Annotated in this window: 19 protein-coding genes and 1 pseudogene; 12 read left to right on the forward strand and 8 right to left on the reverse strand. The window is 68.2% G+C overall.

The genetic code is table 11. The features are described 5' to 3' along the window. Nucleotides 1-101: 101 nt before the first annotated feature. From ACY1JX_RS06510 to ACY1JX_RS06540, 7 genes are all read left to right on the forward strand, one after another. Nucleotides 102-689 (forward strand): nucleotidyltransferase domain-containing protein, encoded by a 588-nt coding sequence (locus ACY1JX_RS06510; RefSeq protein ID WP_462565612.1) that lies wholly within the window; start codon nucleotides 102-104, stop codon nucleotides 687-689. Beyond that, nucleotides 686-1,024 carry a hypothetical protein gene (locus ACY1JX_RS06515; protein WP_462565613.1) on the forward strand — a complete coding sequence of 113 codons (339 nt, stop codon included), beginning with the start codon at nucleotides 686-688 and terminating at the stop codon, nucleotides 1,022-1,024. Before ACY1JX_RS06510 ends, ACY1JX_RS06515 begins: the two co-directional genes overlap by 4 nt. A 161-nt stretch (nucleotides 1,025-1,185) precedes the next feature. Next, nucleotides 1,186-1,440: a helix-turn-helix domain-containing protein gene (locus tag ACY1JX_RS06520; RefSeq protein ID WP_462565614.1), complete on the forward strand. Its 255-nt coding sequence runs from the start codon at nucleotides 1,186-1,188 to the stop codon at nucleotides 1,438-1,440. A gap of 5 nt (nucleotides 1,441-1,445) precedes the next feature. After that, nucleotides 1,446-1,736: a hypothetical protein gene (locus ACY1JX_RS06525; protein WP_462565615.1), complete on the forward strand. Its 291-nt coding sequence runs from the start codon at nucleotides 1,446-1,448 to the stop codon at nucleotides 1,734-1,736. A gap of 72 nt (nucleotides 1,737-1,808) precedes the next feature. Beyond that, nucleotides 1,809-4,229 carry a GmrSD restriction endonuclease domain-containing protein gene (locus ACY1JX_RS06530; RefSeq protein ID WP_462565616.1) on the forward strand — a complete coding sequence of 807 codons (2,421 nt, stop codon included), beginning with the start codon at nucleotides 1,809-1,811 and terminating at the stop codon, nucleotides 4,227-4,229. Between the two features lie 85 nt (nucleotides 4,230-4,314). After that, complete coding sequence (locus ACY1JX_RS06535; RefSeq protein WP_462565617.1) at nucleotides 4,315-4,857, forward strand: helix-turn-helix domain-containing protein; 543 nt, start codon at nucleotides 4,315-4,317, stop codon at nucleotides 4,855-4,857. Between the two features lie 12 nt (nucleotides 4,858-4,869). Continuing rightward, nucleotides 4,870-5,451 carry a PIN domain-containing protein gene (locus ACY1JX_RS06540; protein WP_462565618.1) on the forward strand — a complete coding sequence of 194 codons (582 nt, stop codon included), beginning with the start codon at nucleotides 4,870-4,872 and terminating at the stop codon, nucleotides 5,449-5,451. A 547-nt stretch (nucleotides 5,452-5,998) separates the two neighbouring features. Here the strand turns inward: ACY1JX_RS06540 and ACY1JX_RS06545 are convergent. The 7 genes and pseudogenes from ACY1JX_RS06545 to ACY1JX_RS06575 form a co-directional block, all read right to left on the reverse strand. Next, nucleotides 5,999-6,160: pseudogene (locus ACY1JX_RS06545) on the reverse strand (DUF255 domain-containing protein); the annotation flags it as partial. A gap of 109 nt (nucleotides 6,161-6,269) precedes the next feature. Beyond that, nucleotides 6,270-6,566 carry a hypothetical protein gene (locus ACY1JX_RS06550; RefSeq protein ID WP_462565619.1) on the reverse strand — a complete coding sequence of 99 codons (297 nt, stop codon included), beginning with the start codon at nucleotides 6,564-6,566 and terminating at the stop codon, nucleotides 6,270-6,272. Then, the gene (locus tag ACY1JX_RS06555; protein ID WP_462565620.1) at nucleotides 6,563-7,012 is read right to left on the reverse strand and encodes a hypothetical protein; all 450 of its coding nucleotides are present in this window, start codon (nucleotides 7,010-7,012) and stop codon (nucleotides 6,563-6,565) included. Before ACY1JX_RS06555 ends, ACY1JX_RS06550 begins: the two co-directional genes overlap by 4 nt. 167 nt (nucleotides 7,013-7,179) lie before the next feature. Continuing rightward, on the reverse strand, nucleotides 7,180-7,722 hold the full coding sequence (locus ACY1JX_RS06560; protein WP_462565621.1) for a GNAT family N-acetyltransferase: 543 nt from the start codon (nucleotides 7,720-7,722) through the stop codon (nucleotides 7,180-7,182). 10 nt (nucleotides 7,723-7,732) lie between these two features. Continuing rightward, the gene (locus tag ACY1JX_RS06565) at nucleotides 7,733-8,176 is read right to left on the reverse strand and encodes an ASCH domain-containing protein (protein WP_462565622.1); all 444 of its coding nucleotides are present in this window, start codon (nucleotides 8,174-8,176) and stop codon (nucleotides 7,733-7,735) included. Then, nucleotides 8,173-8,391: a hypothetical protein gene (locus ACY1JX_RS06570; RefSeq protein ID WP_181754847.1), complete on the reverse strand. Its 219-nt coding sequence runs from the start codon at nucleotides 8,389-8,391 to the stop codon at nucleotides 8,173-8,175. The genes ACY1JX_RS06565 and ACY1JX_RS06570 overlap by 4 nt, the downstream gene beginning before the upstream one ends. A 9-nt stretch (nucleotides 8,392-8,400) precedes the next feature. Next, nucleotides 8,401-8,523: a hypothetical protein gene (locus ACY1JX_RS06575; protein WP_269456870.1), complete on the reverse strand. Its 123-nt coding sequence runs from the start codon at nucleotides 8,521-8,523 to the stop codon at nucleotides 8,401-8,403. 115 nt (nucleotides 8,524-8,638) lie between these two features. On the opposite strand from ACY1JX_RS06575, the gene ACY1JX_RS06580 reads away from it, so the two are divergent. The 3 genes from ACY1JX_RS06580 to ACY1JX_RS06590 are packed head-to-tail and all read left to right on the forward strand — an operon-like array spanning nucleotide 8,639 to nucleotide 11,552. After that, nucleotides 8,639-9,085, forward strand: a complete 447-nt coding sequence (locus ACY1JX_RS06580) for an SRPBCC family protein (RefSeq protein WP_286929378.1) — start codon at nucleotides 8,639-8,641, stop codon at nucleotides 9,083-9,085. After that, the gene (locus ACY1JX_RS06585) at nucleotides 9,082-9,939 is read left to right on the forward strand and encodes an SDR family NAD(P)-dependent oxidoreductase (protein ID WP_462565623.1); all 858 of its coding nucleotides are present in this window, start codon (nucleotides 9,082-9,084) and stop codon (nucleotides 9,937-9,939) included. Before ACY1JX_RS06580 ends, ACY1JX_RS06585 begins: the two co-directional genes overlap by 4 nt. Further along, entirely contained in the window at nucleotides 9,936-11,552 is a 1,617-nt protein-coding gene (locus tag ACY1JX_RS06590; protein ID WP_462565624.1) for a phytoene desaturase family protein, read from the forward strand. Before ACY1JX_RS06585 ends, ACY1JX_RS06590 begins: the two co-directional genes overlap by 4 nt. Before the next feature lie 7 nt (nucleotides 11,553-11,559). On the opposite strand, the gene mca is transcribed toward ACY1JX_RS06590, so the two are convergent. After that, a complete protein-coding gene (gene mca / locus ACY1JX_RS06595) occupies nucleotides 11,560-12,411 on the reverse strand; it encodes a mycothiol conjugate amidase Mca (RefSeq protein WP_462565877.1) in 852 nt (283 codons plus the stop codon). A gap of 74 nt (nucleotides 12,412-12,485) precedes the next feature. On the opposite strand from mca, the gene ACY1JX_RS06600 reads away from it, so the two are divergent. Further along, entirely contained in the window at nucleotides 12,486-12,869 is a 384-nt protein-coding gene (locus ACY1JX_RS06600) for a DUF4307 domain-containing protein (RefSeq protein WP_462565625.1), read from the forward strand. 65 nt (nucleotides 12,870-12,934) lie between these two features. Next, nucleotides 12,935-13,426 carry a transcription elongation factor GreA gene (gene greA, locus ACY1JX_RS06605; RefSeq protein WP_286929375.1) on the forward strand — a complete coding sequence of 164 codons (492 nt, stop codon included), beginning with the start codon at nucleotides 12,935-12,937 and terminating at the stop codon, nucleotides 13,424-13,426. The last annotated feature ends 82 nt before the right edge of the window (nucleotides 13,427-13,508 follow it).

Raw genomic sequence — 13,508 nt, forward strand, 5'->3', positions numbered from 1 at the left:
CCGGCGATTCGCCGGCACCGCAACACCTGCTCTCCCTCGCCTTTGCGAGTCGCTTGACCTGATGACTAGATGAACGTTCATATGAACACTAAAATGCTCATATGAACTTCGGCGAGCCGTTCGGCGGCCTGATGCCCGGAGCTCGCGGCGCCGTCCTCGCCGCGCTGCTGCGGACCGGCGCTCCATTGACCGGCAGGCGCATCCACGCCCTTGTCGGAAGCCACAGTCTGGGCGCGGTCCAGCAGGCGCTCCGAGACCTTGAACAGGTAGGAGTCATCACGACCGAAACGATCGGGCGCGCCGGCGTGCACCGGATCAACGACCGACACGAGTCGATCGCACCACTGCGAGCCCTGGCCAGTCCGATCGAGGCGCTGACCCGGGTGGTTCGCGATGCCGCCCCCGGCGTCGAAGCCGTGATCGCGTTCGGATCTGTCGCCCGAGGAGAGGCACACGCCGACAGCGATATCGACCTCGCGGTGATCGCGCCGCAGAACTGGGACGGGCGCGCAGACTTGCAGCAGGCCGTTGAGGAACGAATCGGCAACAGCTGCGACGTCCTCCACCTGACGAACGAGGAGTTCACCCGCGCACCGAAGGATCGCGAGCCGGTCGTCGCGGAGATCCTGCGTGACGGACTTCCGTTGGTCGGCTCGCCGCCGCGCCTCGACCGCCGGGGGGCGTCATGACATCGGCCGAAAGCGCAAACTACGCGCGCCGCTACCTGACGAAAGCCCAGGAGTACCTCGCCTCCGCCCAGGACAACCTCGATCTCGAGCGTGCCACCCCGGCCGCTGGCGACGCCATCCACGCCGGCATCAGCGCCAAGGACGCGATCATCACCATGCTCACGGGCGCCACGAGCAAGGACAAGGACCACGCGAAGTCAGCCCAGGAACTGCGGACGGCGCTCGGGACCCGACCCGAAGCTGCAACCGCAGAGAAGGCGCTTCGAGAACTACTCGTCCGTCGGGCGCAGACCCTCGTCGACCTCGCCACGCGGATCGTGCGAACCTCCCGCTGAGCCGTTCGGACGCCCGCCGGAGACCGCCCGACGGGCCGCGTCAACGCGACAGTTGGAACCCGATGCGCACCTTCCTGGCGAGAGGCCACCAGCACTCGGTGCGACGTGTCCCCTCACCCGTCCAATCGTCGGCAATCGCCGATCGACGCCAGGAGGCACCCATGACCAGACACCACCCCTCCCCCGACGTACCGTTTCCCGAGCGGCACGACGACGACCTGCTGACCCTCGATGAGGTCGCAGACATCCTGCAGACGCCGGAGAACACGCTTCGCTGGTGGCGCCAGACCGGCACCGGCCCGGAGTTCTTCAAGCTCGGTCGCCGGCTCTTCACCACCGTTGGCGACGTGCGCCGCTGGATTCGTCACCAACGGCTCGCCTCGGCGCCCGCCGCCCGGATCCGGAAGGTGGACTGATCGCCATGGCCACGACCGACGACGACCCGCGTCACGTCTTCCTCTCCGCCGGTGACGTCCTGCGCCGCTACGGCTGGGGCAAGACCCGCGGCTACCAGAACCTCAAGGACCGCGAGATGATCCCGCCGCCCGTAGTCCGGCACCCTGACCGCTGGCGCCTCGACCAATTGATGGCCTGGGAGGAACGTCAGCTGAAGCTCGCCGAGGCCGCACTGACTGCCGTCGAGCGAGAGAGGAGCCAGTCGAACGTCAGCGACCTCCTCCCGCAGCCGAAGCGACGCCGCCGACCCGCGTGACACGCTCAGGCGAGCCGAACCCATCGGCACGGCAGATCGAATACGTCAGCGGCCAGCGTTAGCCTGCCCAACGTGAAGACCGACGTGCTCACTCCGCAGGCCGTGTTCTACCTCCCCCAGCACCTTGTGGTGCCGCTGTTTCAGCGGCCCTACGTGTGGGACGAGACAGAGCAGTGGCTGCCCTTGTGGCAGGACATCTCGCGGCTGGCGGAGCTTCGTGTCAGGGATCCGTACGCCCAACCGACACACTTCCTCGGCGCTGTCGTGCTCCAGGCCCTCGATGCCCAGACGGGAACGGTGCCCTCGAAGAACGTCATCGATGGACAGCAGCGGCTCACGACACTGCAGCTCTTCATCGACGCGACGGCCACGATCTTCGAGACCCGAGGCCTGGACGGTCACGCCGATCAGTTCAGCAAGCTGACCCACAACCCCGAATTCGCTGGGGTCGTCGACGCGAGCCTCAAGCTCGCCCACACCAACCTCGACGGCGAGGCCTTCCGCGAGGTGATGGACGCCGAGGCGCCCGTCGTTCACGAGACGCTGAAGCACGCCGGGTCGCGGATCACGCGCGCCCACGCCTTCTTCGCCGCCCGTGTCGACGAATGGCTCGGCAAGGGGGAACAGGCGCGTGTCCGCGCTGACGCCCTCACGCAGGCCGTGAGCCAGGGTCTCCAGCTGGTCGTGATCGATCTGTTGGCCCAGGAGAACTCGCAGGAGATCTTCGAGACGCTCAACGCCCGCGGCACGCCCCTGACCGCCGCGGATCTCATCAAGAACTTCGTCTTTCAGCGTCTCGACGCGGAAGGTGTGGACACGCGTAGGGCCTACGCGGAGGACTGGCCGTTCGAATCGAAGTTCTGGGAGCAGGAGGTCAGCGTCGGCCGCCACACCATGAGCCGCAGCTCGATGTTCCTCAGCCAATGGCTCACGAGCCGTCTCGGTGACGAGGTCAGCCCGAGACAGACCTTCATTCGGTTCAAGACGTACGTCGATTACGAGTCGAACACGAAGATGGGCGATCTCCTGCTCGCCATCAAGGCCCAAGCCGATCTCTACCGAACCTGGACAGAGCACGCCGCCGATAGCTCCAGGATCCTCACCCGGCCGGAGATGGCGTTCTACCGAATGACCGCCGCAGGGGTGGAGCTCCTCAAGCCAGCGATCATCTGGCTCTACGACCCGGCGCTCCCAATCCCGGCCGACGTCGCCGACCGTGTGGTCGCCATGTTGGAGTCGTGGATCGTGCGCCGACAGATTCTTCGGCTCTCGTCTGGTGACCTTGGGCGCATCGTGGCCGACATCATCAAGGTCAATCGGACGACGGAACCGGGTAACCTCGCCGAGAGCGTGGAGCACCATCTCGGCCGCCTCAACGTTGCCTCCACCTATTGGCCAGGCGACGACGAGATCCGCACCCATCTCGCCACCGAACAGTCCTACCGCCGCTACTCCCGCGGCCGGATCCGGTTCTATCTCGAGGCCATCGAAGATCACCTGCGGGCACGTCATGGATATCCCCAGGTCGCGCGGCTCGGGTACCCGATCGAGCACGTTCTCCCCCAGAAGTGGGAGTCCCACTGGCATGTTGATGGGCTGGAAGCCGAGCTGGCCCGAGGCGAGCACGTCCACCGGCTGGGCAACTTGACGCTCTTGACCACGAGCCTTAACAGCAAAGTCTCGAACGGACCCTGGCACGTGAAGCGGGAACGGATCATCGCGGATGACGTTATGCTCCTCAACCGAAACTTCCGGGACAGCGATTCGTGGGACGAGACGGCGATCGACGCGCGCACCGGGGCGCTGACCGATCTCATCCTCGAGGTGTGGCCGGTCCCGAATGGCCACCTCGGTGCCATCAGCGACGCTCCCGCGAAGGAGATTGCATGGGTTGAGGTGAAGCACCTCGTTGCTGCCGGGCTCCTCGCCCCCGGCACAGTGCTCTCCTCTCGTGCCGGCAAATGGGAAGGCAAGGAGGCAACGGTGCTCCCGGACGGCCAGATCAGCCATGACGGGAAGCACTTCTCGACGCCGTCCAGTGCGGGGCATTACGCCAAGGGCGGCAAGCCCACCAATGGCTGGACCTTCTGGTACCTCGCCGACGGACGCAGGCTTGCTGATGTCCGAGCCCAGTACCGCGGAGACAAGGCCGACCAACCGAGCGGCTTCGACTGGTCGCGACTCCACGAGATCCTGGCGGCGCTGCCTGCCGGGACGTGGACCTCATACAGCGACCTTGCCGATGCGGTCGGGACGGCCCCACAACCCCTTGGCACTCACATCACACGCTGCCAGCAGTGCTCGTACGCGTGGAGGGTGCTGACCTCCGATGGGCGCATCGCTGCTGGGTTCGCGTGGTCCGATCCGAGCGACACACGCGTTCCGTCCGATCTCCTCGCCGAAGAGGGCGTTCGTCTGGTCGATGGTGTGGCCGACAAGGAGCAGCGACTCGACAGCGACGCACTGTCCGCGCTGGTCGAGGACATCGAATAGAAGAGCCGAACCATCGACTGGACGTAATCTGGGCTTTCGAAAGAAACGAAACCCTGTTACGCTTTCTTCGAAAGAAGGAGACATCATGTCCGCGCAGCCACTCGATCAGCAGACCTACGTGCCGACCGCTGAGGACAGGGTCGCCGAGGTCCTGAGCTTCATCAAGGCTCACGAGGATGCCCGCGGCAGCCGTCCAGCCGACCGCTACTTCTTGGCGGGCCCGGGCGAGGGCGATCAGGTTGAACTTCCCGAGTCCGTCTACAGCGCCTTGCTGCAAGTCGTCGAAGCCATGGCCCTCGGCAAGGCTGTCTCAATCGCTCCGCAGAACACGCTGCTCACGACGCAACAGGCCGCCGACCTGCTCGGGGTCAGCCGGCCCACGGTGATCAAGTTGATCGACTCGGGTGAGCTTCCCGCCGAGACGCCCGGCACTCGCCGTCGGATGATCAAGCTTGATGACGTGCTCGCTTGCAAGTCCCGACGCCGCGAGGCCCAGTACGCGCTGTTGATGGAGATGGCCGTCGAGGACATTTACGCCCCCGACGATGCGCCAGAGGTGACGGCGGAACAGGTCGATCGGGTCCGCGCTGCGATCGCGGCCCGTCGCCAGGCTCGGACCAGCAACTGACAAGGTCGGCTCATGTTCTCGGCCTTCCTCGACACCAATGCACTCTGGCCGAGCCTGCAACGCGACTTCCTGCTCTCGCTCGCCGCCGACGGCCTGTATCGACCACTGTGGAGTGAAGCCGTCCTCGACGAACTGCACGAACATGAAGCACTGAAGCTCGTCAGTCGCGGTGCGACGGTTGAGGACGCCGTTGCGCGCACGGAAGACCTGATGGACCGTATGCGCGACGTGTTCGATGACGCCATCGTCACCGGATGGGAGTCACTTGTAGGGACGTTCGGCCTGCCCGACCCCGACGACGAGCACGTGGCAGCCGCGGCGGTTCTCGGAGGCGCCGGCGTCATCGTCACGGACAATCTCAAGGACTTCCCCGGCGACCGGCTCCCGCAACACATCGAAGTCCAAACCGCTGCGGAGTTCATCACGAACACTGTCTCGGTCGCCCCAGCGCGCGCGACCGCCTCACTGATCACCATGACGGCGCGCTACCGCAATCCGACCTACCAACCCGCTGAGGTTCTGGACGAACTTGCGACGCGCTACAGACTCGTCGAGGCAGCCGAAATGATCCGGCCTTTCCTCGCCACCGGGTAGCGGACAAAGCCACGGGAAGCCGTGGCCTTCGCACTTGGAGGTCCACCGTGACGCCCCGGCCTTCCGTCCGGGTAGCCATCGACTCAGTTCGAGGTCCGCGCGACGTGTTAAGAAGTACAGCAATCCTTAACACGTCACCAGAACGTGTTAAGTCCCTCGACAGTTCAGACGCCGGCGCCGTGGCCCTCCGGCCTCCCCCGATCTGGCCACGCGAGCGTCACGAAGGCGGTACTCGCGCCCGAGGCCGTTGGCTCCGTCGAACAGCATCAGTGTGACGGGGGCGAACTTGCTTGCCGACCTCCTCGGTTCCGGCCTGGGAGGCCGACCCATCAGCAGAAGTTGAGTAGATTCCTTTGATAGGCACATGGCTACTCAACGTGGGGGAGAGCCAAGCCTTCGCCGGCCGAGTGATACACGAAAGTGATACACGAGGGCCCGAAAGTGGCGATATTCGGCGAAATCGTGCGAAACTGGGCACCCAAGAAAAACCGTGGAATCAAAGCAAAATCGCGACTTCGTCCGGAGATTCCACGAGGCGCTTACCCTGATGGCACCAGTGGCAGGCGGCGTAGCCCACGCTCAGCAGAATCGGCCGGTCGAGGCGCTCGGCCTCCGCCAGCGCCTCCGGCCCCCACTCCCACCAGTCGACGGGGTTGTCCGCGTGCTGCAGGAGGTACGGCGACTGGGACTGAGCGAGTCGATTGGCCATTTCGTCACGCTACCGGGGCGGGCGACAGATCACATGCCGACGTAATGGCGGTCTGAGGTCGCGCCGCCGGTCGCCGAGTCTTGTGCTCGGCACGAAGCCGTGACTCCCATCAGTCGATGGCGAGGACCTCTTCCTCGAGATTGACGATCAGCAGGTCCGCCGCATCCTCGGGCCCGTCCACCGCGAGTTGCTTGACCTCGTAGTGAAAGTCGGACGTCCCCGCAGGACGACCGGCAGCGCGGTAGTCGGTGAAGAGGACGCGGCCCTCGATGACGTCGGCCGATTCGGACACGACGACCACGTCCTCGATCGTGAGGACCGGGCCGTTGTCATCCGTGCGCTGCACACCGACCAACAGGTCGCGCAGTGTCCTGAACTCAGAGATGAGATCCCGCTTGGCCATCATTTCCTCTTCTCCTGGTAGGCGGTGATGACACCACGCATGAGTTTCGTTCCGCCGATGTTCTTCGTCTGAACGACGACCTTGAACCGGTACACCGGGTCGCAGTTGGTGAAGTACTTCGTGCGGTAGATGAACGTCGTCCCCTCGCGCTTGATCGACGCTGGACTTTCGAGCGTCGCACCGATCATGCCTTGAAACCAGACGTTGTATCGTCCTCGAGCATCAAGGTGTCGCACCCCGAAGCCCTTGTTCTCCTCATGGTTGTGGAAGCCACAGCGAAGCGGGACCTTCCCTGCCTTCGTGGGGTAGTACCTCTTGATCGAGTTCAGCGAGCGGTCCCCGCAGGCACCGGCCGCTCCGGCCGGCGAAGGGCTGACAAGGCCCAAGAACATCACGGCGACGAAGGTGACGACCAGCCCGACCTGACAACGTGTGTCCCTCTTGCCCACGCGGCTACCAAGCATGTGAATCCCCCCGATTCGACCGGCGAGCGTAGGAGTCGCTCGCTCGGACGACAGCCTCCCGACGTCGCGGTCCCACGACAACCCACGTGCAGGCTCGCTGTGGAAAAACAGCCAGCACGAGCCGGTTGGCCACCCGGTTGGCCACGCCGCGGCTACCGGGGCAGGCGGTAGAGCACGTGGCGACGCAGGTGGCTGTCGACAGGCAGCGCCGGGTGGTCGAAGTCGTCGGCCTCGTCGCGGGTCATGCCGAGGCGCTCCATGACCGCGCGCGAGCGCAGGTTGCCGGTGGCGGTGAAGGACACGATCTCCACCAGACCGAGCATGTCGAAGCCGTGGCGCGCGGCGGCGGTGGCGGCCTCGGTGGCCCAGCCGTGGCCCCAGGCCCAGCGGGCGAAGCGCCAGCCGACCTCGACCGGGGGCGTACCGCGCAGCAGCGAACGGACCTCCGGCGGCACTGGATTGAGCCCGGCGATCCCGGCGAAGCGGCGGTCGGGCGCCTCCACGACCCACAGGCCCCAGCCCTGGTGCGCCATGCGGGTCTCGATGCGGTCGGCGAGGGCGTCGCTGCCCGCGCGGTCCAGCGTGGACGGGAAGTGCTCCATGACCTCGGGGTCGGCGTTGAGCTCGGCGAACGGCTCGCGGTCGGCGGGCGTCCACGGGCGCAGTGTCAGGCGCTCGGTCGTCAGCTCGGTCACGGCGCCCCGATCAGTCAGCCAGCGCGGGCGGCCAGACAACGGTGAACCGCTCGAAGACGGTGGGCAGCGCGTCGAAGTCGGTCACGTGCGGGAGGCGGCGACGGAAGTAGCCGCGGTGGGCGTCGAGCCACCAGTCGCGGGTGCGGTCGCCCTCGCCCTCGTCCCAGGCGAACGCATCGTCCACGGAGTCGAGCCGGCCGATGCGGATCTCGGTGGTGCGGATGACGGCCACGGCCTCACCGCGACCGTCGAGCAGCACCCAGTGCGCTCCGTCCGGGGGCACGCCCTCCTCGACGGGTCCCGCGGTGGCGCGCTTCGTTCCGTCCAGCACCAGCTGCCCGAGGCGGTCGGCCATCTCGGGGGTGTCGCCGAACGGCTCGACCTCCGGGCGCTCGTCGGCGAACTCGGGGTGCGCCTCGACGAACTCGTGCCAGAGGCGGGGCAGGTCGGTCACGGCGCCGGCGGATCGTCCTCGGGCCGGCGGGCGTCGGTGTCCTCGCCCTCCCACGGCTCGCGCGCCTTCCGCGCCATCTTGGTGAACGACCACAGCAGCAGGCCGATCACGATGAACAGCCCGAGCGTGTAGAGGCCGGCCAGCCAGCCGATCGACTGGTTGCCCTTGGGGTCGATCTCCTGGGTGGCGAGCACCGCGAGATCCAGCATGGTCACCGGATCAGCCTAGTCCTGCTCGTGACCGCACCACTGGTCGGCCGGGATCGCCGCACGGACCTGGTCGACGTGCTCGCCGCATCCTCGCCACGTCGTCTTGCCGCACTGCCTGCACGGGACCGGAGAGCACATGGGCTCGCATCCTCACTGTCGAAAACTGTTGTCACCACGCAGCGTAGGCGATTCCGGCAACCACGCGGCCACCGCGGCGGGGTGTGTGGCGCGCGTCGGTGGGTACCTGCGAGGCATGAGTACCAACACCCGACTCGTCGAGACCACGCCCGAGCGCGTCTGGGAGGTCCTCTCGGACGGCTGGCTGTACCCGCTCTGGGTCGTCGGCGCCTCACGCATGCGCGACGTCGACAGCCACTGGCCCCAGGTCGGCGCGAAGCTGCACCACTCGGTGGGCGTCTGGCCGGCCCTCATCGACGACAGCACCAGCGTGATCGAGGCCGACCCGGGTCGCAGGATCAAGCTGCACGCCCGCGGCTGGCCCGCCGGAGCGGCCGAGGTGGTCATCACCCTCTCGCCCCAGGGCGCCGGCACGCTCGTCACGATCGAGGAGGAGCCGGTCAGCGGTCCGGCCACGCTGATCCCCCAGCCGGTGCGCGGCCTGTCACTGCGCTGGCGCAACTCCGAGTCGCTGCGGCGCCTCGCGTTCATCGCCGAGCGGCGCGAGCTGCCGACTTCATGACACCTCGCGTCTCCCTCGTCACCGGGGCGTCGAGCAGCATCGGGCTCGCGGTGGTCCGCCGCTTGGCCGCGCGCGGCGATCACCTGACCCTCGTGGCCCGCGGCGTCGAGGCCCTGGAGCAGACGGCCGAGGAGGCGCGGACCGCGGGCGCCGCCTCGGTGCACCTCGCGCCGACGGACGTCGGGGACGACGATGCTGTCGCGGAGTGCGTGCGCGAGACGCTGGCCCGGCACGGACGGATCGACGACGTGGTCTGCAGCGCGGGTGTCGTCTCGTACGGCCGCACCGAGGAGGTCCCGCCGGAGATCTTCGAGGGGGTTCTTCGCACGAACGTGCTCGGCGTCGTGAACGTCGTCCGCCACGTGCTGCCGTCGATGGGTGCCCGCGGCTCGGGCTCCATCGTCGTGGTGAGCTCGGTCGTGGGGCACCTCACCGTCCCCACGATGACCCCCTACGTCATGAGCAAGTGGGCCCTTCGCGCCCTGTGCCGCCAGCTGCAGGTCGAGAACCGCGACGTCGGCGTCAGCGTCTCGTGCGTCTCCCCCGGCGGTGTGGACACGCCGATCTACCCCCACGCCGCGAACTACACGGGGAACGCGGGCACGCCGCCGCCTCCGGTGCTGTCGCCCGACGCCGTCGCCCGCGTGATCGTGCGACGCCTCGAGCGCCCGCGTCGCAACACGCAGGTCCCGATGCTGAACCACGTCCTGCGGCTCGGCTTCGTCGCCACACCCCGCGTCTACGATCGGATCGTCGGTCCGCTCTTCGCCCGGCTGGCGACCGACGCCGACCGCACCGTCCGGGCCACCGCAGGCAACGTCCTGTCCTCGCTGCAGAAGGTGGACCACCGATGAGCACCCACGACGCGATCGTCATCGGCGCCGGGCCGAACGGCCTGGTCGCCGCCAACCACCTCATCGACGCCGGCTGGTCGGTACTGGTGCTGGAGGAGCAGGACACGGTCGGCGGCGCGGTGCGAAGCGCCGACGACGTCCATCCGGGGTTCGTGCACGACACGTTCAGCACCTTCTACCCGCTGGCGGCCGCGTCGCGCACCATCCAGAACTTCCACCTCGAGGAGCACGGCCTCGTCTGGCGTCACGCGCCCGCAGTGCTGGGTCACCCCTCCACCGACGGCAGCTGGGCCCTGCTGCACCGCGACCGCTCGATCACCGCAGCGCTCATGGAGGAGCAGCAACCCGGCGACGGCGACGCGTGGCTCGAGCTCTGCGCCGCCTGGGACACGATCGGCGACGCGCTCATCACCTCCCTGCTGACTCCCTTCCCACCGGTGCGCGGAGGCCTCGGCGCCCTCGCGAAGCTCCCGAAGGTCGGTGGCATCGACTTCGTCAAGACGCTGCTGAGCCCCGTGATCGACCTGGCCGACACCCGCTTCCGCGGCCCCTCCCCCGCGCTCCTGCTGGCCGGCAACGCCGGACACGCCGACATCCCGCTGGACGCCCCCGGGTCCGGGCTGATGGGCCTGATGATGACGATGCTGGGCCAGACCGTAGGGTTCCCCGTCCCCGAGGGCGGCGCCGGGATGCTGACGCAGGCGATGGCGCGCCGGCTCGAGTCGCTGGGCGGACGCATCGAGACGTCGACCCGCGTCGCCCACATCGACGTCGCCGACGGCCGGGCCACCGGGGTGCGCACGGCCGATGGGGAGCACCACACCGCGACCCGCGCCGTGATCGCGGACGTGATCGTCACGCAGCTCTACGGTGACCTCCTCGACCCGTCGGACGTCCCGGCCCGCGTGCATCGGCGGATCAAGGACTTCCGGCTCGATCCCGGCACGGTCAAGGTGGACTGGGCCCTCGACGGGCCGATCCCCTGGGCCACGCCGCCTCTCTACGCACCGGGCACCTTCCATGTCGCCGACTCGCGCTTCGAGATGAACCAGGCGCTCCAGCAGGTCCACGCCGGGCGCGTGCCGGCGCACCCGTTCCTGCTGGCCGGCCAGATGACCACGACCGATCCCACGCGCTCGCCGGCGGGCACCGAGTCGGTCTGGGCCTACACGCACGTGCCCCAGAGGACCGTGGCCGACGCGGGCGACGGGTCGATCCGCGGCACGTGGGACCACGACGACGTCGAGCGGTTCGCCGACCGCATGCAGGCCCGGATCGAGGCGCTGGCGCCCGGCTTCGGGTCGCGCATCATGACGCGCCGCGTGCTGGGTCCGCGCGAGCTCGAGGCGCGCGACGCGAACCTCGTCGGCGGGGCGATCAACGGCGGCACGGCGCAACTGCACCAGCAGCTGGTCTTCCGGCCCACCCCCGGCCTGGGCCGCGCCGAGACGCCGATCGGCGGTCTCTACCTCGGCTCCGCGTCGGCCCACCCCGGCGGCGGGGTGCACGGCGCTCCGGGCATGAACGCGGCGCGGGCCGCACTGGCCCACGCCCGCATCGGCACGGTGCTCGATCCCGTGCGCGGCCTCGCGCGCCGCACCCTGGGTCGCTGAGCGGGAGTCAGCGCAGTCCGGCGAAGAGGTCGTCCTCGGGGACCTGCGAGTCGACGAACGACGTGACCAGCTCGTAGTCCTCGGTGGGCCACGCCTCGGCCTGCACCTCGCGCGGAACCGCGAACCAGAACCCGTTCGGGTCGATCTGCGTGGCGTGAGCGATCAGCGCGCGATCGCGCACGTCGAAGTACTCGGCGCAGGGCACGCGCGTGGTCATCCGCTTCTCGCGCTCGGGGTCGAGCTCGCGCTCCTGCAGCCAGTCCTTGTAGGGCGACTCGAGGCCGTGACGCTCCATCGCGGAGTTGATCGCCTCGATCCGCGCCCGCGACCAGCCGTGGTGGTAGTAGAGCTTCTTGACCTGCCACGGCTCGCCCAGCTCGGGGTAGCGCTCCGGGTCGGCGGCCGCCTCGAACGCGTACACGCTGACCTCGTGGCACTTGATGTGGTCGGGGTGCGGGTACCCGCCGTTCTCGTCGTACGTGGTGAGCACGTGGGGACGGAACGAGCGGATGAGGCGCACGAGCGGCGCGGCGGCCTCCTCGATCGGCACCAGCGCGAAGCAGCCCTCCTCCAGCGGCGGCTTGGGGTTGCCCTCGGGCCAGCCGGAGTCGACGAAGCCGAGCCAGTCCTGGGTGACGCCCAGGATCTCGCGGGCCTTGTCCATCTCCTCGCGGCGGATCTCGGCGATGAGCTCGGGGTTCTCCAGGATCCCCGGATGCTCGAACGCCGGGTTGAGGATCGATCCACGCTCGCCACCGGTGCAGGTGACGACATGGACGTCGACCCCTTCGGCGACGTACTTGGCGGTGGACGCGGCGCCCTTGCTCGACTCGTCGTCGGGATGGGCGTGCACGTGCATCAGACGCAGGGTGCCGGCTTCGGCGTTCTCGACCACGTCCCTTAGTGTTCCACGCCCCTGAGACAATGGATGTCGTGACCGACCTCGACGCACGCTACGGACGCCACCGCCGCACGACTCCGCGCTGGCTGTGGCCCGTCGTCGCCGCCGTCGGCATCACCCTCGGCGTGGCGTGGGCCGCGTGGGCGTCGTGGACCGACGTCCCCGTCCACCAGGCGCGCGTCCACTCCTACGAGGTCGTCGACGCTCGCACCACCAAAGTCGACCTGGAGATCTTCCGCGACGAGCCCGTGGCCCTGACGTGCCGCGTGTTCGCCCAGAGCCAGGACAAGGTCGTCGTCGGCGAGAAGACGATCGAGGTGCCCGCCTCGGACGCCGCCCAGGTCCGCGTGGTCGCGGAGATCCGCACGGAACGGCGGGCCGTCACCGCCGTCTTGGACTCCTGCGAACCCCGTTGATGCTGTAGACTCGAGGTTTCACCCCGGGAGGTCCCGGGGTGTCGTACGTAGTGAGGAGAACAGCCATGTCGACTGAGACCATCTGGGTCACGCAGGAGGCCTACGACCGACTCGTCGCCGAGCTCAACCGCCTCAAGAACGAGGTCCTGCCCGACATCACCCAGAAGATCGCCAACGCGCGCGAAGAGGGTGACCTGAAGGAGAACGGCGGCTACCACGCCGCTCGCGAGGAGCAGGGCAAGACCGACGCCCAGATCCGCCAGCTCGAGGACCGGCTCCGCCGGGCCGAGGTCGGCGAGGTCCCGGCCGACGACGGTCTCGTCGAGGCGGGCATGAAGGTCACGATCCGCTTCGAGGGCGACACCGACACCGAGACGTTCCTGCTCGGCTCGCGCGAGCTGCTGAGCATGGACTCCAGCGTCGACCTCGACGTCTACTCCCCCACCTCGCCCCTGGGCGAGGCCATCGTGGGCAAGTCCGCCGGCGACACCGCCACTTACGAGGCGCCCAACGGCAAGAAGCTCACCGTCGAGATCGTCGAGGCCAAGCCCTTCTGATCCCCGCGCCGCTCTCTTCGAGTGGCGCAAGAACGCCCGCCACTCGCGGGGGCGGGCGTTTCTGCGCCACTCGCGGGGGCGG

The sequence above is a fragment of the Aeromicrobium sp. JP4 genome, assembly GCF_054957925.1.

Excerpts from the sequence above, each read along its gene's own strand:
- ACY1JX_RS06510 (WP_462565612.1), top strand. The coding sequence starts at position 102 with ATGAACTTCGGCGAGCCGTTCGGCGGCCTGATGCCCGGAGCTCGCGGC.
- ACY1JX_RS06515 (WP_462565613.1), top strand. The coding sequence starts at position 686 with ATGACATCGGCCGAAAGCGCAAACTACGCGCGCCGCTACCTGACGAAA.
- ACY1JX_RS06520 (WP_462565614.1), top strand. The coding sequence starts at position 1,186 with ATGACCAGACACCACCCCTCCCCCGACGTACCGTTTCCCGAGCGGCAC.
- ACY1JX_RS06525 (WP_462565615.1), top strand. The coding sequence starts at position 1,446 with ATGGCCACGACCGACGACGACCCGCGTCACGTCTTCCTCTCCGCCGGT.
- ACY1JX_RS06535 (WP_462565617.1), top strand. The coding sequence starts at position 4,315 with ATGTCCGCGCAGCCACTCGATCAGCAGACCTACGTGCCGACCGCTGAG.
- ACY1JX_RS06540 (WP_462565618.1), top strand. The coding sequence starts at position 4,870 with ATGTTCTCGGCCTTCCTCGACACCAATGCACTCTGGCCGAGCCTGCAA.
- ACY1JX_RS06550 (WP_462565619.1), bottom strand. The coding sequence starts at position 6,566 with ATGATGGCCAAGCGGGATCTCATCTCTGAGTTCAGGACACTGCGCGAC.
- ACY1JX_RS06575 (WP_269456870.1), bottom strand. The coding sequence starts at position 8,523 with ATGTGCTCTCCGGTCCCGTGCAGGCAGTGCGGCAAGACGACGTGGCGA.
- ACY1JX_RS06580 (WP_286929378.1), top strand. The coding sequence starts at position 8,639 with ATGAGTACCAACACCCGACTCGTCGAGACCACGCCCGAGCGCGTCTGG.
- ACY1JX_RS06585 (WP_462565623.1), top strand. The coding sequence starts at position 9,082 with ATGACACCTCGCGTCTCCCTCGTCACCGGGGCGTCGAGCAGCATCGGG.
- ACY1JX_RS06590 (WP_462565624.1), top strand. The coding sequence starts at position 9,936 with ATGAGCACCCACGACGCGATCGTCATCGGCGCCGGGCCGAACGGCCTG.
- mca (WP_462565877.1), bottom strand. The coding sequence starts at position 12,411 with ATGCACGTGCACGCCCATCCCGACGACGAGTCGAGCAAGGGCGCCGCG.
- greA (WP_286929375.1), top strand. The coding sequence starts at position 12,935 with ATGTCGACTGAGACCATCTGGGTCACGCAGGAGGCCTACGACCGACTC.